Origin of the sequence: Funiculus sociatus GB2-C1 (assembly GCF_039962115.1) — a bacterium.
Classification (GTDB): Bacteria; Cyanobacteriota; Cyanobacteriia; order Cyanobacteriales; family FACHB-T130; genus Funiculus; species Funiculus sociatus.
This window is the reverse complement of record NZ_JAMPKJ010000086.1, coordinates 1-21,750: the sequence shown is the minus strand read 5'-3', so window position 1 is coordinate 21,750 and position 21,750 is coordinate 1. Positions and strand designations below refer to the sequence as shown.

17 protein-coding genes and 1 pseudogene are annotated in these 21,750 nt (G+C 45.1%); 8 read left to right on the top strand and 10 right to left on the bottom strand.

Annotation, left to right across the window (positions count from 1 at the left end):
• Positions 1-89: 89 nt before the first annotated feature.
• The 3 genes from NDI42_RS25885 to NDI42_RS25875 form a co-directional block, all read right to left on the bottom strand.
• On the bottom strand, positions 90-1,127 hold the full coding sequence (locus NDI42_RS25885) for a tetratricopeptide repeat protein (protein WP_190451509.1): 1,038 nt from the start codon (positions 1,125-1,127) through the stop codon (positions 90-92).
• Positions 1,128-1,278: 151 nt separating this feature from the next.
• Positions 1,279-2,319, bottom strand: a complete 1,041-nt coding sequence (locus tag NDI42_RS25880; protein ID WP_190451507.1) for an N-acetyltransferase DgcN family protein — start codon at positions 2,317-2,319, stop codon at positions 1,279-1,281.
• 28 nt (positions 2,320-2,347) lie between these two features.
• Positions 2,348-3,406 (bottom strand): dipeptide epimerase, encoded by a 1,059-nt coding sequence (locus tag NDI42_RS25875; RefSeq protein WP_190451505.1) that lies wholly within the window; start codon positions 3,404-3,406, stop codon positions 2,348-2,350.
• 310 nt (positions 3,407-3,716) lie between these two features.
• Here NDI42_RS25875 and NDI42_RS25870 point away from each other — a divergent pair, with 310 nt between their 5' ends.
• A complete protein-coding gene (locus tag NDI42_RS25870) occupies positions 3,717-4,280 on the top strand; it encodes an NUDIX hydrolase (protein ID WP_190451503.1) in 564 nt (187 codons plus the stop codon).
• A 2-nt stretch (positions 4,281-4,282) separates the two neighbouring features.
• On the opposite strand, the gene NDI42_RS25865 is transcribed toward NDI42_RS25870, so the two are convergent.
• On the bottom strand, positions 4,283-4,588 hold the full coding sequence (locus tag NDI42_RS25865; RefSeq protein WP_199297982.1) for a DUF6464 family protein: 306 nt from the start codon (positions 4,586-4,588) through the stop codon (positions 4,283-4,285).
• Between the two features lie 311 nt (positions 4,589-4,899).
• Here NDI42_RS25865 and NDI42_RS25860 point away from each other — a divergent pair, with 311 nt between their 5' ends.
• Together NDI42_RS25860 and NDI42_RS25855 are read left to right on the top strand one after the other, a co-directional pair.
• On the top strand, positions 4,900-5,592 hold the full coding sequence (locus NDI42_RS25860) for a hypothetical protein (protein WP_190451501.1): 693 nt from the start codon (positions 4,900-4,902) through the stop codon (positions 5,590-5,592).
• A gap of 103 nt (positions 5,593-5,695) precedes the next feature.
• Positions 5,696-6,694: a CHAD domain-containing protein gene (locus tag NDI42_RS25855; protein ID WP_190451500.1), complete on the top strand. Its 999-nt coding sequence runs from the start codon at positions 5,696-5,698 to the stop codon at positions 6,692-6,694.
• A 132-nt stretch (positions 6,695-6,826) separates the two neighbouring features.
• Here NDI42_RS25855 and NDI42_RS25850 read toward each other — a convergent pair whose 3' ends face one another.
• Positions 6,827-6,961, bottom strand: a complete 135-nt coding sequence (locus tag NDI42_RS25850) for a hypothetical protein (RefSeq protein ID WP_277876794.1) — start codon at positions 6,959-6,961, stop codon at positions 6,827-6,829.
• 152 nt (positions 6,962-7,113) lie between these two features.
• Between NDI42_RS25850 and NDI42_RS25845 the strand changes: the two genes are divergently transcribed.
• The 3 genes from NDI42_RS25845 to NDI42_RS25835 all read left to right on the top strand — a co-directional run bounded on the left by NDI42_RS25845 (position 7,114) and on the right by NDI42_RS25835 (position 8,957).
• On the top strand, positions 7,114-7,539 hold the full coding sequence (locus NDI42_RS25845; protein ID WP_190442020.1) for an acyl-CoA thioesterase: 426 nt from the start codon (positions 7,114-7,116) through the stop codon (positions 7,537-7,539).
• Positions 7,540-7,810: 271 nt separating this feature from the next.
• Positions 7,811-8,158: a hypothetical protein gene (locus tag NDI42_RS25840; RefSeq protein WP_190451499.1), complete on the top strand. Its 348-nt coding sequence runs from the start codon at positions 7,811-7,813 to the stop codon at positions 8,156-8,158.
• Positions 8,159-8,468: 310 nt separating this feature from the next.
• A complete protein-coding gene (locus NDI42_RS25835) occupies positions 8,469-8,957 on the top strand; it encodes a hypothetical protein (RefSeq protein ID WP_190451498.1) in 489 nt (162 codons plus the stop codon).
• A gap of 437 nt (positions 8,958-9,394) precedes the next feature.
• Here NDI42_RS25835 and uvsE read toward each other — a convergent pair.
• The 3 genes and pseudogenes from uvsE to NDI42_RS25820 all read right to left on the bottom strand — a co-directional run.
• Positions 9,395-10,309 (bottom strand): annotated as a pseudogene (gene uvsE, locus NDI42_RS25830) (UV DNA damage repair endonuclease UvsE); the annotation flags it as partial.
• Positions 10,310-10,446: 137 nt separating this feature from the next.
• A complete protein-coding gene (locus NDI42_RS25825; protein WP_190451496.1) occupies positions 10,447-11,028 on the bottom strand; it encodes a hypothetical protein in 582 nt (193 codons plus the stop codon).
• 73 nt (positions 11,029-11,101) lie between these two features.
• Complete coding sequence (locus NDI42_RS25820; RefSeq protein ID WP_190451495.1) at positions 11,102-12,235, bottom strand: hypothetical protein; 1,134 nt, start codon at positions 12,233-12,235, stop codon at positions 11,102-11,104.
• A gap of 379 nt (positions 12,236-12,614) precedes the next feature.
• Here NDI42_RS25820 and dacB point away from each other — a divergent pair, with 379 nt between their 5' ends.
• A complete protein-coding gene (gene dacB / locus NDI42_RS25815; RefSeq protein ID WP_190451492.1) occupies positions 12,615-14,267 on the top strand; it encodes a D-alanyl-D-alanine carboxypeptidase/D-alanyl-D-alanine endopeptidase in 1,653 nt (550 codons plus the stop codon).
• A gap of 78 nt (positions 14,268-14,345) precedes the next feature.
• On the opposite strand, the gene NDI42_RS25810 is transcribed toward dacB, so the two are convergent.
• Positions 14,346-15,341, bottom strand: a complete 996-nt coding sequence (locus NDI42_RS25810; RefSeq protein ID WP_190422273.1) for a PRC-barrel domain-containing protein — start codon at positions 15,339-15,341, stop codon at positions 14,346-14,348.
• A 244-nt stretch (positions 15,342-15,585) separates the two neighbouring features.
• On the bottom strand, positions 15,586-19,242 hold the full coding sequence (gene smc / locus NDI42_RS25805) for a chromosome segregation protein SMC (protein ID WP_190451491.1): 3,657 nt from the start codon (positions 19,240-19,242) through the stop codon (positions 15,586-15,588).
• A gap of 144 nt (positions 19,243-19,386) precedes the next feature.
• Between smc and NDI42_RS25800 the strand changes: the two genes are divergently transcribed.
• Positions 19,387-21,399, top strand: coding sequence for an NACHT domain-containing protein (locus tag NDI42_RS25800; protein WP_190451489.1), 2,013 nt, complete (start codon positions 19,387-19,389; stop codon positions 21,397-21,399).
• Positions 21,400-21,750 lie beyond the last annotated feature (351 nt).

The following is a 21,750-nucleotide window of genomic DNA, read 5'->3' as shown; positions in this document are numbered from 1 at the left end:
GATGCCGTTAAGTCTGTAGTTGGTGCATCTTCTCCATAGCCGAATTGCCCAGTACGGCTACACTTGAAGCTATTTATTTGGTTACTGGGTCATCCAAATGAGCGAACGGTGAGGTATTTCAACACCTCTTCATCTTCAACCAGAGGCAATTGGCGTTTTGCCTGTTTTGTTACAGATTCACCGATAGCAGATTCGCCACGCAACATTAATACAGAAGTTTCAACAGCAGTTAGAGGGCCATATAAACTGCCAGTAACTGCATAGCTTAAAGCGCCTGTGATCACATTAGCGATCGCATTCCCTCTCAACTCGGCGCGAAGATGCCTTTTGTAACGTTTCAAATTCTCATCTGCCAAAGTTGTAAACTCAGCCGCCTCCGGATGATTCGGGTTTAATAAAGCAAATTGACGCGCCGCCAGGGAAGCTTCTAACCACGCCTCCTGCTTTCTATAAGCTTCAATTTTCGCTTTGAGTAAGGTTGGTTCGGCGGGATATAAAGTTGTTGCTTTCTCCAGAATTTGTAAAGATTCTTTGGTCTTGTTATATTCTTGCAACGCTTTGGCGTACTGCACATGACCGGGGATAAATTCCGGATACTGTTCTACCAAAAATTGCAGTGGTACGAAAATTTTACTTTCCAGCTTTTGTTCTAAACCAGCTTGCGCCTCGCGCCAGTAAACTTTACCCGCAGGCGGTAATAGTTGTGCATCGGTAATTGGATCTTTGCGTTCAGTCTTTTGGGTCGCATTAGCAAATGGCGCTTTAACTTCCCGATACAGCTTTTCTGCTTCAGCAAATTGTCCCCCCAGATAAAGACTATCAGCTTCAATAAGTTTTTGCTGCTTGGCAATTTCTTCAGGGGTCGGTTCCGGTTCCTCCTCTGCTTTTTCCTCAGCGTCGGACTCTGGTTTGGTGTCCGGTTGGGTTGCTTCCGAACCCGGTTGCGGTTCCGCCTCTTCCGCAGATGGTTTAACTTCGGGGGTGGTGGTTTCTTCTGGTTTAGTTTCAGTCTTTTTGGGAACTGGAGTGACTATTACCGTGGGAGGCGATGTCGGTTCAGCTAGCACGGTGGCGGGAGAAGATGACAACAGCAGAAGAGCAACCAGGGAATTCCAGACAGGTTTCATAGTGGTGGATAGTATATCTATTTTTCTATTAGTGTATTCATATTTTGCCAAATGTTTGAAGCAATGCGCTAATCCCAACAGGTATTTTTAGAAATTGGAAAATAAAATATTTATCTCGATAATTCAACCCCTAATTGTCATCTGTCTTTGACTAATTATTCATAACAGCATCTAACAGCAACTCGGCACCAAAACGGACTGGATCTGTGCAAGGTAAATTAGTTTCTGTCTGTATCTGCGCGATAACTTGCTGTGCAGTTGCAGTGTCCAGATGAGCAGTGTTAAGAGCGATCGCAACCACCTTCACCGCCGCAAAAGCACCACCCGCCGCCGCCACTGTCTCATAAAGCTTTATCACCTCTGGTAACGGCGGTATCGCCACATGAGGATGATTGCGAATAGTTGCTTGTTGCGCTCGATGCACTAAAATTAACCCCGTTGGTTGCGTACCGCGCAACAGTGGCAGCGTTGCTGTTGAACTGGGATGCAACAGGGAACCTTGTCCCTCAACAAACAAAATCTCATACTCTTGCCCAAAACGCATCACCAACTGCTCAACTGCACCAGCGGCAAAGTCCACACGCACGGCATCTAATGGCACACCATCACCCGCTATCATTAAACCAGCTTGACCAGTAGCAAGAAACTTAGAACGTAAACCCCGCTTTGTCGCTGCTTTATTTAGTTCCAAACTGGTTGACATTTTGCCAACACTCATATCTGTACCGACAGTGAGGACACGCTTACAAGAAAGCGATCGCGCCAAACCACTTGCTATTTTTAAATCTGTTGGCTCTTGGCGCACATCCCAAATCCACTGTCCCTCTTTCAACAATGCCTGAAGTTCCGGTGATGCCATCGGGGTATGCAGCCCATTCACCACCGACAAACCCCCAGCCACCGCCTGTTTCACCTCTTGCCACCATTCCTCCGGTAACGCACCCCCAGACGGCGCAATGCCAATTACAAGTACATCGGGTGCGTAGGTTAACGCCTCTGTAACTGAAGCCACGATCGGAGCATCGCACTCAATACCAGTCAATTGCCGTAAAGATTCGCCCGCACACTGGCGATCGATTATCACCACTGTTGGCGATTCACTGTAACGTAATAGCGCCAATCCAGTTTTCCCATGAATGCCGCGAATCCCTTCATGCAGCAGAATTGCAACTCGATGTTTAGGATTTAGCATTTAATTTTTAATTTCTAATTTCTAATTTCTAATTTTTACTTATTCCCAACCCTGGCAAATCATTCGGTAACAGTCGCCCATCTTGCAACGATGCACCTATAAAAGGATCGTCTATTAAATTTAGGTGAGAATCTAAATCCAGATAATCAGCTAGTGGGGAAAGCTGCGCTGCTGCCGTATTAGAAATAACACTGTCAGAATAACAACCAAACATTACCTGCAACCCACAAGCTTTCGCTGTATGCACCATGCGAATCGCCTCAGTTAAACCTCCACATTTCATTAATTTGATATTAACGCCATGAACTTTATCTGCGAGTAGAGGTATATCCCTACTGGTAAAACAACTTTCATCGACAAAAATTGGTAGAAGCGATCGCGCTTTTAGTTCCCGTAGCGGCGATTCCCCCATTACTCCTAAATTTTCTCCTCGCGGTAACGGCTGTTCCACATATTTAACGCCCAGACGCGACAGCCAAGCGCACATCGTCACAGCATCTTCCAAATTCCAACCGCCGTTGGCATCTACACTCAAAATTGCCTCTGGCGCGTCTTCCCGAATTGCCATCAACATCGCCTGATCTGCTTCAATGCCCAGCGAACTACCCAATTTTACCTTTAAAACTTTTGCCCCAGTCAGTTGTCGCCAGTCGCGCGATCGCTCTACGGCTGCTGTCGGAGAATTAATCCCAATTGTGACAGAGGTGGGGACAATCCGCGAGCAATCCAACCCCCACAACCGCCACAGAGGTAATTCCAACCGCTTTCCCATCCAATCGTACAATGCCACATCAATTGCTGCTTGTGCCGAGGAAGGAAGAAGTGCCTCTTGCAACACACTTTCAATCTGCTGCCTCTCCCAGGTATGAAATTGCTCCAAACTTGGAGCAATTTGCTGCAATTGCTCCAAAATACTCTCTGTCGTTTGTCGCTGTTCTCCGATGGAAAAGGGCGTTCCTTCCCCCCATCCCTCAATACCATCTTCAATTACACGTACCCACACATTAGTTGTCTGCGCTGTCGTACCGCGACTGATGGTTAAAGGAAATCGCTTGTTTACTGTGAAGGTTTCAATACTAATTCGCATATTATTTGTTGTATCCTTCTTTTCTCGTCCTCTGTCACCCAACAGAGTTGGAGAAGAGTTCCAAATTGATTGTTAACGCGATAGTACAGCAATTCAAGGGTTCGGTGCGATACATCTGTAGGGACATGGCAATGCCTCGTCCCTAGAACCTTGATGGCATTCCCAGTCCCTACCAACATCAGAACCGCAATATATTCTACCCAACTGAGAAACGCTATAAAACAGGCAAGATACCTGTTTTATAATGGCAGGCGAGACACCTGCCCCACGGTAAATTAAGGTGTATGCCGTTTTTTATCTATTCTCTTATATGAAACGTCTAAAAAAGTGGAAAATTCTTAAATCAAAAATGGTTGTCAACAACCAATGGTGTAAAATTCGGCAAGATGAAATAGAATTACCTACCAAACAAATAATAGACGACTACTTTGTAAATATTAGACCAGATATTGCTGTAATTTTACCAATAACCCCACAAAAAGAAATTGTTTTTGTACGGCAATATCGCCATGCAGTCGAAGAAATATTATTAGAACTTCCGGCTGGGGCTGTTTCAGAATCAGAAGATAGTGTTGTTGCCGCTGCTAGAGAATTAGAAGAAGAAACAGGCTATGTGGCTGACCAAATAATTAAACTAGCGACTTTATACGATAACCCGCCCAAAGACACTAATAAAATACATTTATTTTTAGCTGAAAATGTTCAGCAAAGAAGTAAACAAAATTTGGATATCACAGAAGACATTGAAGTTGTGTTAATTCCTATAACAGAAGTTATGGAAATAATCACAAAAGGAGAAATTTGTGTTTCCGGAACAATTGCGGCTATTTTTTTGGGGCTAAATTTCCTTTCTAAACGTACTGTAACCGAGTAAAATTAATTATATTCCCTTGATTGATAGTGGTAACAATCTTGGCAAGGGCCGCTAGGATTAATAGCACAACGGATGTAAGGAGAGTGGGCATTAAATTGACAAGTTATATCGCCAATTAGATAACCAACTCCTTCAATATAATGCTGATCTATAGAAGTTGACATTCTTTGCAACTCTCTAGCAGATACCCTCCGCATAGCCGATCTCAAGCGCGATCGCGTTCGTTCCTCTGCTTTACGCATCGCCCACATTGAAATCAACAGTGGCATCAACCCTAGAGAAAAAATAATGAGGATCGTTACCGACACGCTCCTTTACCTCTTCTTAATAATCACCGAATTTTACCCATTTCAGATAGTCCTGCATCAGGACTGATTTCAGGTTAGCTAATTTCCCCGAAGATAATAAAAGCTTAAACTTAAATTTAATATAGCGTTTCTTAGATGGATGGAATATATTGCGGTTCTAACGTTCGTGGGGAATAGCATTGCCATGTCGTTACAGAGGTATCGCATCCAACCCTGGAATTGCTATATATAAAAATTTATAGCCAAAACCGACCTATTCTAAGATATAGAATAGAAGATTACTTTGCGGTAGCCCGATTCGGAGAGTATCTGTGTTGAACCTCGACTCCTTCATCCCTAATGAGATGACGATCGCGCCGAAACATCCTCTGGCGGCAAATATGGATCTGCCGATTCCGGATGGTAGGAGTGCATCTAAGAAGGAAATACGCTTGATTCAGCAACGCGATCGCATCCCCGGAGTAATCAAGCGGACGCTACCACTAGATGCACAAATTTATTGGGAATATTGGTGGTGCATTCCGGATCGCGTCCTCCTAGAGGAAGATTTAGAAATTTTAAGAAGCGATCGCATCCGCCAAGAAACCATATTATCAAAACTGGTTTGGCTGTTTGGAGGTTACTGCTTTGGCGACGACAGCGAACTACATGGCGAGAAAGATCCAGTCTATGACTGGCAGCAAGTTGTAGAATTTGCCTGCCAGCATAACTATCAATCATATGTGCTAGATATCGATTTTCTGCCCACGGCAATTAAGCAGGTTCAACAGCAACATTCAAACGAGTGTGTTGCTGTTGAACCTGGTCACTGGCATATTGAGTTTTTCCGGTTGCAACAAACTGAGGCTGACTTTGAGATTCAGGAACCGAAAAATCTCTGTAGCTGCCAAATCTGGACTGGCAAGCCATTCATAAAAAACCTGCAAACTGGGGAAACCCTAACCCGATACGACTTATGGATCTCTTCCCCAGGTAATATCATAAGTTCTACTTGGTTGCGTTAGAGTGAAATACCGAAATTTGAGTAGGAATGTGCTAGTGTGAACATTCAGCTTAATTTGAGCTTAAGGATTTATTAATCTTTTACACGGATGAGGCAATATTGCCATGAAAAAGAGTGCATTAGAAAAAGCCCAGAATCTAGGAGATTGGGCTTACCTAGCGATTGAAAAACACTTTCACAAAACGCTTAAACACGAAAGCGATGTCATTAAAGACAAAGACCCAGAGGCATTACACCAGATGCGCGTCGGGATACGTCGCTTGCGTTCAGCAATAACAGGGTTTGCACCAGCGCTGGATCTTCCTAAGTCAGCCCAAGAAAACAAGATTGGGAAGATAGGTCATAGTCTTGGGGAGTTGCGAGATATAGACGTACTTCAGGAAGCGCTAAAAAATCGTTATTATCCTAATTTACCCTCAAAAGAGCAAAAAACCTTAGAGGAAGCGATCGCATCTTTAAATAAACAGCGTCACCACGCCCTAGAGCAAGTACGCCAAACTTTAGATCATCAGCGTTACCAGAAACTGAAGCAGTCGTTCCAAACATGGCTGAAGCATCCAAGTTATCAAGAAATTGCTCAGATGCCTTTACGTCAGGTTCTACCAGATTTACTTTTACCGGAAGTCAGTCGCTTTTTTCTCCACCCTGGTTGGTTGCTAGGAACTGATGTCAAAGCACCAGAAATTAAAATTGCCAAAGATTTAGAACCAGAAGCTGTAACGCAACTTTTAGCAGATCAAGGGGAAGCTCTGCACAGTTTGCGTAAGGAAGCAAAGCGCGTTCGCTATCAGATGGAACTATTCACAGACCTCTATGGCCCCGCTTATGCAGGTTATCTGCAAGATGTGAAATCAGTTCAGGAAATCTTGGGGCAAATTCAAGACAGTGTAGTGTTAGCCGAAGTGCTGACTGATGTCTTACACTCTAAGGTCAAAAACCAGCTTCCAACTCTTGCCGAACAGCTGCATCAAACAGCTTACCAAGCTTGGCAGGAATGGCAACCGTTACAAGAGAGATATCTGAATGCTCAAACTCGGCAAGCCTTTCATCTAGCTTTGTTGCAGCGACTTGATGAGAATGACTCACCGGATGAAGAGGGCTAAAAAAGTGGGATTGAGGATTGGTAATTGGGAAATATATCTTCCCAATTACCAATCCCTAGAAAAAAATTGCCGAATTTCCCATCGCAAAATAGATTTATAGGGATGGACGGCAAACTCTTACTGTGGGTGTAACTAATCTACCTCAATAGATGCCCAAAAAGCTTGCCATAATACTTTGACAGCATAAAGCAGTTTCCCTAACAAAATTAAACTTATTGCACTTATCCCCAGTGTGGCGTGGCGAGATTCAAGGGCGGGACATGGCATTGCCATGCCCCTACCAAGGTGCACTGAACGTCAGAACCGCGATATATTCCACCCAACTGAGAAACGTTATTTATACCAAAAGAGAGCATAAGAGGCGCGGCAGTATCGGTTAGCCTGGAAATGGAAAAGAAATATCTTGACTAAGCGATCGCATGCAACCGTTCAAAACTCAGCTGCGGGTACGATATCACGAGATGGACTCCCTCGGTCACGTCAACAACGCTGTTTATCAGCATTACCTAGAACAGGCGGCTGTTGAACACTCAGAACATCTCGGCTTTACCCAGCAACGCTGCGAAGAGTTGGGCGGTGTCTTCGTAATGCGGCGGATTGAGATAGAATATCTGCGCCCAGCCGTTGCAGGCGAGTGGCTGGAAGTCACCACCTGGCTTTCCGAGATGCGCGGCCCGCGTGCCATTCGCCGCTATGAAATCCGCAAACAGCCAGAGGAAAAGCTGTTGGTGACAGCCCAGGCGCTGTGGGTGTGGGTGGATATAACAGCGATGCGCCCAAAAGCGATTCCGCAACTGCTTTTAGATGCTTTTGGGAAATTGCCTCAACCGAATCTTACTACCTGAAAAATTAAAAAAAGCTATGAGTTATTAAGTTATTAATTTAAAACTTTCCCATTCGTAATCGGACGATAACAATCCTTAATTTTTCCCAGTGCTTGAATGTATCTTGCGGCAGAAGGGAGTGTTGTAGTTAAACCTTTAAAATCTCTCTGGTCAAGAGATTTTTCTGGCGTTAAGAGATAGCCTTTGGTCAGTGTAGCGATGTCGCACCAGGCGACAAATGTGATCGCGCTTAGCGTCAGATTGTACCAAAAACGATTGGGAGGAGATTTATATGCAAGGCATTTTAACAGCTTTAGGTCAAGCATTTCGCCAGAGCATTTTGGTTGTAGGTTTGATAAGTTTGCTGAGTCTGTCAAATATATTCATTTTTGCCAGTCAGCCAGCTTATGCAGCATCACAGTTGACTGCACAGGAAGTTGACAGTACCTCTGGAAACAGTGCAGCAATTGAGCTTCGGGAAGAATCTTATGAAGAAGCCGCAGAGCAGGCTCGCGATCCGAAAAAGCAAGATGAAATTTACCAAGAAAGTGTCAAAGCAACCAATCAATCCAATCCTGGGTTGATTGAAGGAGCAAAAGAACTGGTTGACAAGGTAATAGGCAACGATGACAGCAAATAAGTAGCTTTAGGATGGGTTAAGGTTACGCCTAACCCTTTGGATGCAATACAATCTGACCTCTCCCCAACCCCTCCCGGCAAGGGTAGCGGCTAACTCCCCCTTCCCTGGCAGGGAAGGGGGTTGGGGGGTTAGGTCTGTATTTTAATTCAACTGAGAAACACTATATTTGCGGTGCTAGCGTGGCGACAGATTTATCCCCAGTTCTGCTGATCTTGCCAATCACCCACTTGGATGAGTAACTTAGGTGAAGAGAGGACACAGAAGTCAACTGTACTGTGAATATACAACAAATATTCAGGGGAGAAAACATATGAAGTTAACAACTCTCTTCACCGCAGCATTATTCATTACACCTATTTTTGTAGCACCAGTCCACGCACAGCAGCGGTTATGTATTGTGGATAACTCCAACCGAGTAGTTTGCGGACGACCAGCAACTCAGGATGAGGTTTGGCGTTCCAACACTTCGCAGCAAGGTAATTCAACAAAGAATTATTACTCGGAGATAAATAAAATTTATCGAGAAGTTCTGGGACGGGATGGTGATTTCAGAGGCATCCAAGGTCACGTAAGAGCTATACAGGATGGCGAGTCACTTAGAGATATTCGTCGCTCGATTGCTCAAAGTCAAGAAGCCCGTGACAAAATTAACCAAATCTATCGAGAAGTGCTGGGACGCGATGTCGATAGCCATGGTATGCAAAGCCAATTGAGAGCCTTCCAAGAAGGGCGATCGCTTAATGATATCCGTCGCACGATTGAGAGAAGTCCAGAAGCTAGAAGCAGAAGCGGCAAATAAGTTGTAGCTTGGGTCGAGGGGTGCGCCTCAGAGGATGTCTCAGAAGTGTCAAAGTTAGTTTGATCCCCCCAGCCCCCCTTTTCAAGGGGGGAGAATCAAGTCTTAGTCCCCCTTTTTAAGGGGGATGCAAGGGGGATCGGCACCCTCTAAGCGTCTCGATTATGACTTTTCAGACATCCTCTCATCCCGATAAATCGCTCGCCTTTTATCTGCTAGCATCACCTTTACTCGCCGCTTAAGTTGGCACTCAAAAGTTCGCTGTTGTTTTTTGCAACCTTTTTGGCTGGTTGTTTCTTTTGCTTAGTTTTCTGGGGCTGCTCCTCCGATTGTTCAACCTTCTTAAGGGAACGTTTCTTTTGCTTAGTTTTCTGGGGAGTTTCGTCTATTGGCTTGTCCTCGGTCGGTTTGGGTGCAGGTGCAGTACCAAAGACAGGAGTCCAAATTTCGCGCAGTTTAGCGATCGCATCTTCCTTCAGCTTAGCTTCCACCTCAATCCAAGGAGCATCCCGATAGGAACTCGGCATCGCTGTAATAAAATCGCTGTGGTGCGGATCGCCAAACTCTTCCCGCCCGTTGGAAATATGCACCAGTTGCCATTCAGGTACAGGCCAAGTAGTACGCGCGGCTGCTAAAATTTCGGCAATGCTGGCATCTTCGTAAGTATCCAGCTTCTCGTGAATTACATGATGGTGCGCGTCGAAAACCATTGGTACGCCAGCTTCCCGGCAAACAGCCAGAATTTCTGCTGCACTGTAAGCGTATTCATCGTTTTCTAGTGCTAATCTAGAGCGAATTTCATCAGGTAGATCGCGGATGACATTGATCAGACGTTCAGCGCGATCGCCTTTACCACCGTGTATCTCCATCATCGCCCAAGGCGATCGCGGCATCCCCAGTAAATCCATATTCCGGGCGTGCATCTGGAGAATCTTAATACTGTTCTCAATCACAGACGGCGTATCCGAACTGAGTACCACAAATTGATCTGGGTGTACCACTAATCGGATGCCAGAAAGACGAACGCGATCGCCTGTTGCTTTTATCTGTTCCTTAAACTCATCTAGTATTGCCTCCCCCTGTTCCGTATCAGCAAACGGAAACAACCCAGAAGGGATGCGATAAAGCCTAATATTATTCTCTTTACAGAAATCTATTGCCGCATTCAAGCGTTGCAAATTATCAGTATACAACTCCCGCAAAACTTGCTCTTGCTCCGCAGTCGGCAACTGTAATAGTCGCTTGCGCGTCAGGGCGCGATAACGCACTTTATCAGATGTGGTGATGCAAACTAAGCCTAATTCCGGTGGTGTGCTAGTGCTTTTTTCGTAGTTGTTAGGTAGCAAATCGCTCATCTGCATGAGATCCATGATTTTTATTTTTACTTTAAAAATTTATCTAAAATGGCAGACAAGATACCTGCTCCATAAGTAAGCAATTTTGTTTTAATTTTGCGAGGTGGACTTCAAAAGCCCACCCTTATTTTCGATTTTTAGTTTGAAATCGGCACGTTTTTAAACGGCTGCGTGTTGGGAACGTAAATATCTAGCGAATTGGTTCCCTGCGGTACTTGCAGCCAAACATAAGCATCAACTGAGGCATTTTGACCAATACTGTCCAAAGCAATAGACGGAGTGGCACGATTAGCCCAAACAGCTTTATAGCTGTCGTTTGTGATGGAATTACTAGCAGTTGTCGCTGCCGGAAATAAAGCTTCTGAACCCACCACGTCTGGTGTCACCCGTCGCAACCTAAATTGCACATTTACCACATTTCGCAATCCATTATCAGGATGTGCAATTCTCCGCACTGAAAGCAACTCTATCTGCGCTTTACCATCCAAAGCAGGCTGAATAAACTGCTTTGGTTGAATCGCAGTATTGGCTTCCGGAGTGGTTTGTGCATCAGGTGTCGCCACAGGTGTTTGATTATCAGTAGCCGTTGCATTGCTTTGTAAATTATCAGCAGTATCAACGTCCTTTCTCAGTTCCAAAACTTGATAGGCACTGTAACCACTGGTAATCAACGCCAAAATAGAAAGTACAACAGCCACGCCAGATAAAAAATTGCTCATACGCTCTTAATAGTTAGGAGTTACGAGTTATGAATTTCAAACTCACAACTCATAACTATCTCATTACGCCTATCTAATTGGAAATAGGCACATTCTTAAATGCCTGCGTCTCAGGTATGTAAATGTCAAGCGTGTTGGTTCCCTCTGGCACCCTCAGCCAAACATAGGCATCGCCCGAAGCTTGTGGACGCAACAGATACAAAGAAACGTTTCCCGTGGAACGATTAAGCAAGTCAACTGCTTCGTAGGTCTCGCTGGTGACAGGATTTCTGGCTGTTGTCCCGCCTACAGAGATAATGTCACTCCCAACTATGTTATCCGTTGCCAGACGGCGGACGCGCATCTGCACGTTCACTACGTCGCGGGTTCTCAATTCTGGATCTGCGACCCGCTTGACTGAAAGCAACTCTACTTGTGCCTTTGTACCCAAAGCAGGCTGCACAAATTGACCCGGTTGAATTCCAACGTTGCGGCTAGGCGCACTGGCTGTGCTGTAGGGGGCTTGAGATTGGGGGACTGGGGAAATTGGCGCTGTGTTAATGGGTGCTGGAGGTGCGGGTGCCAGTCTACTCACTGGATTAGCACTGGCATCAGCAATTGGCACATTTCTAAATACTCCCGTGTTCTCAACAAAAATGTCAATAGTGTTAACGCCTGCTGGCACATTTAACACAACATAAGCTTCTTGTGGTTGACCTCGACTCAACTGATATAAAGAAGTCGATCCGGATGAACGATTAAGGACATCTACTGCATAGTAAGTTTCGTTTGTGATAGGATTACGGGCGGTTGTAGAGCCAGGACTAATAATGTCACTACCCCCAACATCGTCTGAAAGACGATTAATTCGCATCTCGACTGTAACTTCATTGGGTGCGCCGAGAACTCTCCGGACTGCGGTTAATTCTACTTGCGCTTTGTTGCCTAAAGCAGGCTGGACAAATTGACCGGGTTGAATGCCAACACTAGGCAGGGGAGATGCGGCGGGTGGTTCAACTGTCGGACTGATAGAAGGGCTGACGGTAGTAACGGGTGCGATCGCATCTCTCGATGCCAGCCGCTGATACAGCCAGAAGCCAGCTGCAACTAAGCCCAAGGTCGAGAGTACACTCGCTAAGACGACCCAAAGATATTTTCTCCTGTTGTTGTCCCGGTATCGCTCTCTTGGAATGTTGTTTTTGTCAACATCTCGCTCTTGTATCGCCATGATTATAATTACCTAAATCTCTTTTGTTGAAAATAAAAAATTTTGATTATTATCTATATTATTTATATTTACAAAGGTTACTAAGCTCTATCGTTAGAAATATTTTTATAGGTATGTAACAGTGCTAAATGATTTGTGAAGGCGAGATACCCGACTTCTCTAAGAAGTCGGGTATCTGAACCACTGGCAATTCATTTATGAACTCTCTGTTTTTTTCCTCTGTGTCCTCTCTTGCCTCTGCGGTTCGTATAAAACTAGAGACGTTGTATGCAGCATTTCTAGAAATAAAATAGAATTGTTATAAACTATTCTTGATATTGCCACCTGTCTCCGGTAAGATTTATAAGATGCCAAGCATTTTTATTCAGAAAAAATCTTAATGATAAAAATATCCTCAAAAATAAGTGAGATAGCAGCCCAGTGGGAAAAATCAGATTTTCAGGATACAGGACATCCCAATTCTAGTTCTCAGCAAGGCAGGCAAGATGGCTGCGCTACGCCTATTAAGAAAGGAAAAGGTTATTCAAGATTAGTTAAAATTAGTGAAATTAGTAGCCTGATACTAATACTAAACACCCAGTTGCTATCGGGACAGCAAGCAGCACAAGCAAATAATCAATCGTCCCATCCAGATAAGCTGAATACAGCACAAGTTTCTCAAACCCAAAAGCCTCAATCTGCTGCTTTATGTCCTTCCCAACTAACAACTGCAATTGATGCTATTACAAACCGTCCGCAGTGGAGTCGCGCTCGTTGGGGGATTTTGATTGAACCGTTAACTAAAAATAGCATCTTCTACAGCCGCGAACAAGGAAGTTACTTCATACCAGCATCTAATGTAAAGGTGCTAACAACAGCTGCTGCCTTACACAAATTGGGTTCTCAGTATCGGATTCGCACCTCAATTTATGGAACGGGTGATGGTTCTTTGCGCGTTGTGGGACGAGGAGATCCCAGTTTAACGGATGCCCAATTGAGAGATTTGGCACAACAGTTAAAGCGGCGGGGAATTACTCAGGTAAAACAGTTAATTGTAGAAGACGTTTATTTTAAAGGGCAGACGGTAAATACCAGTTGGGAATGGGGAGATTTGCAGGCAAACTATGGCGCACCAGTTAATAGTTTAATTTTGAATCAAAATGCTGCAACGCTGACAATATCACCGCAAACACCAGGAAAACCATTGCAAACATCGTGGGCAGATCCTCTAGCACTAACTCAATGGCAAATTGAAAATAATTCGGTAACAACAGAAGCAAAATCACCAGCCTCCATAGAACTTAATGCTGTGCTAGGGAAACCAGTGTTACAGATTAAAGGACAATTGCCTGCTGATGCTAAACCTGTGTCTTTAGATATGGCAATTATTAATCCAGCAGATTACTTTTTGCGACACTTGCGACGCGCTTTGGCAATTGAGGGAATTACTGTTGCAGAGGCAATGGTTGGATCAAACTCTCAACCTCCCACTGAGGAACTAGCCGCTGTGGAATCTCCGCCGTTGGGGACTCTGTTAGCTCAGACAAATCAGAATAGTAATAATTTATATGCGGAAGTGCTGTTGCGATCGCTTGGTGCCTCTGCTAAAGTCCAGAATGATTCATCCTTACAACAGGGCTTAGCTGCCCTTAAACAGACATTAACAGAATTAGGAGTAGATCCTAGCAGCTACGTGCTAGATGATGGTTCTGGGCTGTCTCGTCATAACCTCGTGAGTCCAGCAGCACTGGTGCAAACTCTCAAAGCGATCGCAAAGACTCCAGAAGCAGCCATATATCTAGCATCTTTACCTGTGGCTGGAAAAAGCGGCAATCTCCTAAATCGCTTTCAAAATACACCAGCTCAAGGTATTGTGCAAGCGAAGACAGGAACAATGAGCGGAGTAGTTTCTTTATCAGGGTATATGAGCCACCCAGAGTATGAAACTATCGTTTTTAGCATTATTGTGAATCAATCCAACCAATCGGCGGCGACAGTACGGCAGGCAGTTGATGAAATTGTGCTGCTACTGACTCGCTTAAAAAAGTGCTGAGTTCTGAGTTAGCTTAGGTGCATTTTCCCTCATTCTTTGGCTGCGACCTGGGAATGAGGGAATTTTGCCTTTTGCCTTTTAATAAGCGCCGTCTTCGTATTCTGGCGCTTTAGTTTTTTCAGGGATGTTTATCCGAGGTGCTTTGTAAGGTGGCTCCTCAGCATCTTCCCAAACATCTTTCTCTTCGTATTCGTCTTCTTCGTACTCGTCCTCGTATGGTTCCGGTTCTACATAGGTTCGCTCTTCTTCATAGCGAACTACTCGTCGCGTCTCCGTTGTCGCTTCGCTCCAGTTATCCTCTTCTTCGTCTTCTTCGTAATAAATTGATTCCGCCCGCCGCGCCCGAATTGGCTGTGGTTCTGGTTCTTCCCAATACTCCTCGTCCTCGCTCCAGCGAGCTTCTTCAATTACAGGGGCAGAAGCGCGAATAGAGGTTGCTGGTTTCGCGTTGACGGGAATTCCAGTAGGCAGTTGATTTTCAGGACGGACTGTTGGTTGGAAGTAAGCTTCCTCTTCGTCGCGTTCCCAAGGCGCTTTGCCAATGCCAAGACGCTCTAAAAGACCCACAGTTAACTGAACCAAGCGTGCTTCGGAGCCTTCAAAAACAATCAGACGATTTGGGCCACTGCTGACAATTTCATCAATCGGCAGCTCATAGGTACTTACAACCTGATCGGGAATTTGCGGCAGGCCCAAAGAAGCAATAATCAGCGAGAAAACTCTGCCGTCTTCACCATCAAACTTGAAACCCCGCACTTTGCCTAAAAGTTCACCTGTTTCGGTAATTACTTCGCTGTTGATCAGGCTGCTGTAGGCTTCAACGTCGATATCTTCAATAACGTCATCATTATCAACTAGGATGACATCACCCATCTGACGAACGCTGCTGAGGAGCATATACCGTGGCATCCCCGCAATCGAGAGTAGGTTGTCTCGCAAACCCAGTGCTACAACTTTCCGCTGGTCGATGTCTACTAATAGCTCCTTAATAATCCCCAAGCGCTTACCAGTGTCGCGGGTAATGACTTGGGTATTTAAGATGTCAGAGCGTTGAAGGATTTGTTCAGATGTCATTGGAGGCCCAATCCCGATCTCGAATCTTATTAGTTATTTATAGTGACATACTCCTACAATAACCTGAGTACAGGTATTGTGTCGGTTTCTCAGCGAATCCGACTATTGCTTAGCAGGAGATTGCCAATCTCCGGGGTATTGAACTCCATCGATTGACCGCCTATCCATCCCGATACCAAACGAAATACCGCTATGGTGTCGGACTTTCGGCGAAGATTGCTAAATCAAATCATACAGACTCTTTTTAGGAATGCAATTTTAGCCCCAAAACTTGGGTGTAAGCTCCTCGCGCCTGAGTGACACCGATAGTGCGCTCAGATGATTCAATCATTGGGCGGCGGAGGCTTACAACAATAAACTGCGCCTGCATAGCTTGTTGTTTGATCATTTTAGCTAATCGCTCTACGTTTGCTCCATCTAAAAACATATCAACTTCATCAAAGGCGTAGAAAGGAGAGGGGCGATAGCGTTGCAGGGCGAAGATGAAACTAAGGGCGGTTAGAGATTTTTCGCCGCCAGACATGGAAGCAAGCCGCTGCACAGGTTTGCCTTTGGGATGGGCGACTAAGTTAAGTCCTCCGTTGAACGGATCTTCGGCATCATCAAGTTGTAAATAACCGTCTCCATCGGAGAGTTCGGCGAATATTGCCTGAAAGTTTTCGTTTACTGCGTCGAATGCTTCTTGGAAGGCGCGGCAGCGCAGGGTGGTGAAGTTTTCAATTCGTAATAATAATTCGGTGCGTTCGGCTTCTAATGTTGTTAATTTCTGAGTTAGTTCTTCAAGTCGGGTGGTAGTGCGGTTGTGTTCTTCCAATGCCAGCATATTTACGGGTTCCATTGCTTGCAGGCGTTTGGTAAGGTTACGCATCTCTTTCTGCATTTGTTCTAGTTGATCGCTTAACTTGTCAAATGCGATCGCATTTGACTCGCTTGATTCTGGATTTACCAGCATTGGTACTTCTGGCAGAGGATCGGGTAACTCTGCTTGTTGGGTTTCCAGCTGAGTTTTCACAGCAGTAAGTTCTTCCCGCCGCGATTGTTGCGTTTCTTGGAGTTTTTGCAGTTGCCATTCCAGCTGCTGTTGAGAAAGATGACGTTCTCGCAGTTGAGTTTCGCTGGCGTCGCGTTGTATTTTTGCTTCGCCCAACCTTTCCTCTTGTTGTTTCAAGCCTGTTTGAGTTTGCCTAATTTGTTCGCTGAGTGTTGACAACTGTAGAGATGCGAAATTTCGCGTCTCTACAACTCCTGATAACTGCGTGCGATATTCCTGCAAGCGATGGTGGGATTCTTGGCTTTTTTCTTGCAGACGCTGCTGCTGATTTTCCAAATCTTTTAATCTTTGTTCGGCGGCACGGAGATCTTTTTCTCGTTCAGAGAGATGTTGCTCATCGGCTTTAATTGTTGCCTGAATTTGTTGCCATTCGCTATGCGTTTGAGATTGCTCTAATTCTGCCAAAGCTTGCCGCAATTGTTGCAATTGTGCTTCTTGGGCGGGTAATTCAGCGTCTAGAGATTGTAAGCGAGATTGGGCGGTGTGAAATTCTTGGGTATTTTTTGAAAGAAGCGATCGCGTTGTTTCAGCTTGGGCAATTAAACCCTTAATTTCCTTCTGTAACTGTTCAAAATGTAACTCTTGCTCCCGCCGCTTAGCCTTCGCCTCTGTCAATTCTAAAGTCAGTTGCTTCGTCTTTGCAGAAAGGGTATAAATCACCTCGCCACAACGTTCTAAAATTCGGTCAATTTCTTGGAGGCGATTTCTCAATGCGATCGCTTCCGCAGATTCTCCGGCGTCAGCCGTCCCGAAATGCAGCCCAGAACGTTGACTGCTACTACCGCCAGTCATTGCGCCGCTACTTTCCAGCAGTTCCCCTTCTAAGGTTACGATGCGGTGTTGTCCCAAGTGACGACGAGCATCATGAATATTTTCAAAGACAACGGTACTTCCAAAGACGTAAGCGAAGATATTCCGATAACGGGAATCGCATTCAATCAAATTCACCGCGTAATCGATAAATCCGTCGGCAGAACGCAGCGCCACCACTGGCGAAAATCGCGGCGGCTGAATTTTATTTAAAGGTAAGAATGTAATCCGCCCCGCCCGTTTTTGCTTCAGCAGTTCAATTCCCGCCGCCGCCACGCCGTCATCTTCCACCACCAGATTTCCCAGTCTCCCACCAGCAGCAATTTCCAGCGCTAAGGCGTAGCGGGGTTCGACTCGCCCCAATTGGGCAACTAAGCCGCACACGCCAGGTAGTCCTGATTGCTGTATAACTTTGGTGGCGAAGGTGCCTAAACTTTCCTGTTCCGCTTGGGCTTGGGCTTCTAGTTTATCGAGTTGGCGTTGTTTATCCCGTTGTTCTTGCAAGAGGCGCTTTTGCGTGTCTTGCTGAATTTGCAGATCGCGATCGCCTGCTGCCAAACCTTGAGCTAAGGATTGAATTTCTTGGGCATAATCAGATAATTGTATCTGGAAATCAGCTAAACGAGACTGTTTTGCGGTAATTTCTGGCTCAATTGTTTGTAATAGTTGACTTTGCTCCTCAATTTGCCGCCCTAAATTGGTATAACGCTCTCTTAGTTGAGCTTGTTCGGTGCGCTGGGGTTCGACAGTTTGTAGTAAAGTTTCGATTTGGCGACTTAGGGCAGTTTGTTGCTGCACCCAAGCTTCGGAAGCAGATGCGATCGCTTCCGCGTCTTCCCGATGCCGATATAGAGTTTGCTGCGCTTGGTTGCGTTGTTCCTCCAGAGGCGCGATCAGCGTTTGTCCGCGCTGCTGTTCTTCAGTCAGTTGTTGCAGAGTTTGCTGGTGTTGTTGAATTAACTGCTGCTCTTGTTCTATATTGCCAGTGGTATGATGAGCCGCTGTTTCTAACTCTTGTTGCTGGCGTTGTAAATTACGCCGTTCGGCTTCCTGATTTGCCAGAAGTGATTGCAAAGCCAGGAGTTCTTCTTCCCCCAAAGCTTTGACACGGGCATTAAGCTTTTCGAGTTCTGCCGTTGTTTGCTGAATTTGCGCTTGTAATGCTTGGAGTTGGGCGGTTAATTCAGTTGAAGTGCGATCGCCTGCTTCAATTTGTTCGCGCAGCTTCGATTCTTGTTGCTGAAGATTTCGCCATTTGAGAACAGCTTCCCATTGTTCTTTCTGCTGAAGTTCGGCGCGGAGTTTTTGGTATTTTTCCGCTTTGATGCGATCTTGAGATAAGCGATCGCGTTGGGCAATTAATTCTGCCTCCACAATGCGACAGCTATCTTCCCGTTCCTTAACTGAGTCTAACGTCTCCTTGGCCTGGACAATCTTCCTGTCGAACGCCGCCACACCAGCCAACTCATCAATAATTTCCCGGCGTTCTCGCGGGTTCATGGAAATAATCCCGGTGACATCGCCTTGCAACACCACGTTGTAGCCTTCGGGATAAATTCGCAGTTGATTAAGCTTTTCGTGGAGTTCCGTCAGATTGCAGGATTCGCCGTTGATGTAGTAATTCGAGGTGTAAGTTCCCTGCTGCGTGACGCGCAGCTTCCGCGTCACACTCCATTCTTTCCCCGTTATATCTTGCTCCTCCTTTTCCAGAGGTTGGGGGGAATCTCCAGGCGCTTTCCGATGTCCGTTGCTATTGCCAACAATCGTACCGCTAACATCTGACAAATCAAAGGTAGCTGTGACGCTGGCTTCCACAGTACCGCGATGGGGATGATTGTGATTCACCAAGTCGGGCAAGCGTTCTGCCCGCATCCCCTTAGAACTGGCAAGTCCGAGGCAAAACAGCAGCGCATCGAGAATATTCGACTTACCCGATCCATTTGGGCCCGATACGACAGTAAACCCCGGCAGCAAGGGGATTTTCGTCGTGCCGCCGAAGGATTTGAAGTTGGTGAGTTCCACGCGCTTGATATAGACCATAGGCGCTGGGCGTTGCCGGAAAGTACAGGTGTATCAGTGAAGGATTCTCAACAGGTTAGCACAGTGATAAGAATATGGAACCGCAGAGGCGCTGAGAACCCGGAGAAAGTGTAGCGGTGTTATGTCTTTGGTTATATTGCGAGAATGCTTCTGGTCAAGAACGCGATCGCTCCTTCCTTGCATCCTCCGCTTCGCATCCACACCTCGTTATCTCCAAATATGACAATTCCTGACTTGCTTCGGCTACTACTTTTATTGCTGCTGGGATTGCTTGCGGTGATTGGGGGGCTTCTGCCTAGCGCATTTGATAAACAGAATTCCTTATGCGGCAAGTGCTTCATCTTTGGATTAGGGGTATTGTGCGGCGTGCTAGCCCTTGTTGGTGGCGGGTTCATCACTACGGCACAGGCAGAGCAAAACGCTGACTGGATTCAGAAGGTTTGCTGGACTTTGGGCTTTGGCTACGTCTTTGCGTTGCCAACGACGCTGTATTTGCTCAGAAGTAGGCAAGGAAATAACGCTGAAACTTCCAGCAATACACCAGAGGCAATTTCACAGCGATGGCGGCAGGAATTGTTGGCAAGTATGCTACGTGAAGTAACAGTGCGGATGAAAGACTCTCTGCATGATGATGAGTTGATTCCGCTGCTGATGGAAGACCAACGGGAAAAGATAGGACGACCTCCAGAAGAACCGGTAAATGCTAAACCGTCTCCTGATTGGTGGGAGAAGCTACGGAAATTTATACGAGTAACCGCTGAGTTTGAACCTGGCAAAAAAATTATAGATGTCTTTAAGCAAGATGATATTGATGGCAGATTGCTAATTTTAGGTGCGCCCGGATCTGGCAAAACCACAATGCTGCTGGAACTAGCGCAAGACTTGATTTTAGCTGCCCAACAGCAGCCAGAAAAGCCAATCCCGGTAATATTTGAGCTTTCTGCCTGGAAAGATGATAAGCAACCTATTGTTGACTGGCTGGTAGCTGACTTGAAGTTTCGCAATAATATCCCAGAGGCAGTTTCTCGTGAGTGGCTAGAAACAGGTAAGTTATTGCTGCTGTTGGATGGTTTAGATGAATTACAAAGCCGTCAGGGAAACTGTATTGAAAAAATTAATGAATTTCTGCAAACCACTTCCGGCCTATCTCAGATTGTCGTCTGCTGTCGTGAGGAAGAGTACAAAGCAGGTGAGGAAATTTTGACGCTACAAGGAGCAGTTTGTCTGAAGCCATTAGAAAAAAAGCAAATTAAAAGCTATCTGCAACGGTTAAAATGCGGACATCTCTGGCAAGGTATTCAAAGCGATCCAAATGGTTTGCTGGAATTAGCCAAAATGCCGCTGTTTTTACATCTTATTCCGGTAGCTTATCCAAATGGTTTAGAAAGCAAAGCTAAACGCTTCAATTCTCCGGCTGAACTTGAAGCATACCACGAGAAATGCCGTAAAGATTTGTTTGATGCTTACATCAAACGCCGCTTAGAACTGCCTCACGACTATCAAGGATATAACCCAAAGGATAGTAAACGCTGGTTGATTTGGCTGGCTAAAACCCTAAAAGAGCAGAAGCAGACAGAGTTTATTATTGAAGAAACACAGCAAGATTTTTTAGATAACCACAAACAAAAATTAGTTAGTGGACTGCTTATTATTGGGCTAATTAGTGTGCTAAGACTGGAGATAACTAGCATGATTTTTCCTTTGTTAATGATTGATTTATTTAAGAGTGACATAGATATAAATATTTTGGATCAAAAACTTACTTTTTGGCTGCTTGAAACAGAGGGGACAAATAAAAGTAAATCCAATACAAAAGCTAAAAATCCATTGATAAACTTTATAGTTTTTATTTTAGTTGCTTTACCCCTAGTGATGCTAATTGAGGCAGTATTGTTACTAGCTAAAGGGCAGTTAATTAAGCCTATAAGTTTGGTAATTTCTGGGCTTGATATAGTATTAATATGGAGCATTTCCTCTGCTAGTTTACCTGTCATTCAATACTTTGTGTCACGTCTAATCTTGTGGGAAATTGGGGCGATTCCCTGGAACTATGCGCGGTTTCTCAGCTACGCTAATGAGCGTAGGTTGATTAAACGAGTCGGAGGACGCTATCGCTTCATTCACGACTTGCTAAGAGAACATTTTGCCAAAATGTAACTGTATATAGTAATCCTTTTTGAGTAGTGAGCTGCCAGGGGTTCAGATGCCCGACTTTTTAGAGAAGTCGGGTATCTAGCCTTCACCATTATTGAGAATTGCTATAAAATAAAATTGATAAATTTATTATAAAATAGCAATAAATCGATGACTGCGAATCTAGACGCAAAAAGCCTAACCTTGAGAGAGGTTCAGCGTATTCTAAAATTTGAAGAGCATTTGAATGCTTCAATTACATCATTAGACCTCTTGCAAAAGTCATCGCTGGGGTACTATGGGGACTGAACAAAGGCGATTGCTACCCGTTATTCATAACCCTTGCTTATCTCATTGGCTGAACTGAGCCGGAGT

Excerpts from the sequence above, each read along its gene's own strand:
- NDI42_RS25885 (WP_190451509.1), bottom strand. The coding sequence starts at position 1,127 with ATGAAACCTGTCTGGAATTCCCTGGTTGCTCTTCTGCTGTTGTCATCT.
- NDI42_RS25880 (WP_190451507.1), bottom strand. The coding sequence starts at position 2,319 with ATGCTAAATCCTAAACATCGAGTTGCAATTCTGCTGCATGAAGGGATT.
- NDI42_RS25875 (WP_190451505.1), bottom strand. The coding sequence starts at position 3,406 with ATGCGAATTAGTATTGAAACCTTCACAGTAAACAAGCGATTTCCTTTA.
- NDI42_RS25870 (WP_190451503.1), top strand. The coding sequence starts at position 3,717 with ATGAAACGTCTAAAAAAGTGGAAAATTCTTAAATCAAAAATGGTTGTC.
- NDI42_RS25855 (WP_190451500.1), top strand. The coding sequence starts at position 5,696 with ATGAAAAAGAGTGCATTAGAAAAAGCCCAGAATCTAGGAGATTGGGCT.
- NDI42_RS25850 (WP_277876794.1), bottom strand. The coding sequence starts at position 6,961 with ATGCCATGTCCCGCCCTTGAATCTCGCCACGCCACACTGGGGATAAGT.
- NDI42_RS25845 (WP_190442020.1), top strand. The coding sequence starts at position 7,114 with ATGCAACCGTTCAAAACTCAGCTGCGGGTACGATATCACGAGATGGAC.
- NDI42_RS25840 (WP_190451499.1), top strand. The coding sequence starts at position 7,811 with ATGCAAGGCATTTTAACAGCTTTAGGTCAAGCATTTCGCCAGAGCATT.
- NDI42_RS25835 (WP_190451498.1), top strand. The coding sequence starts at position 8,469 with ATGAAGTTAACAACTCTCTTCACCGCAGCATTATTCATTACACCTATT.
- NDI42_RS25825 (WP_190451496.1), bottom strand. The coding sequence starts at position 11,028 with ATGAGCAATTTTTTATCTGGCGTGGCTGTTGTACTTTCTATTTTGGCG.
- NDI42_RS25820 (WP_190451495.1), bottom strand. The coding sequence starts at position 12,235 with ATGGCGATACAAGAGCGAGATGTTGACAAAAACAACATTCCAAGAGAG.
- dacB (WP_190451492.1), top strand. The coding sequence starts at position 12,615 with ATGATAAAAATATCCTCAAAAATAAGTGAGATAGCAGCCCAGTGGGAA.
- NDI42_RS25810 (WP_190422273.1), bottom strand. The coding sequence starts at position 15,341 with ATGACATCTGAACAAATCCTTCAACGCTCTGACATCTTAAATACCCAA.
- smc (WP_190451491.1), bottom strand. The coding sequence starts at position 19,242 with ATGGTCTATATCAAGCGCGTGGAACTCACCAACTTCAAATCCTTCGGC.
- NDI42_RS25800 (WP_190451489.1), top strand. The coding sequence starts at position 19,387 with ATGCTTCTGGTCAAGAACGCGATCGCTCCTTCCTTGCATCCTCCGCTT.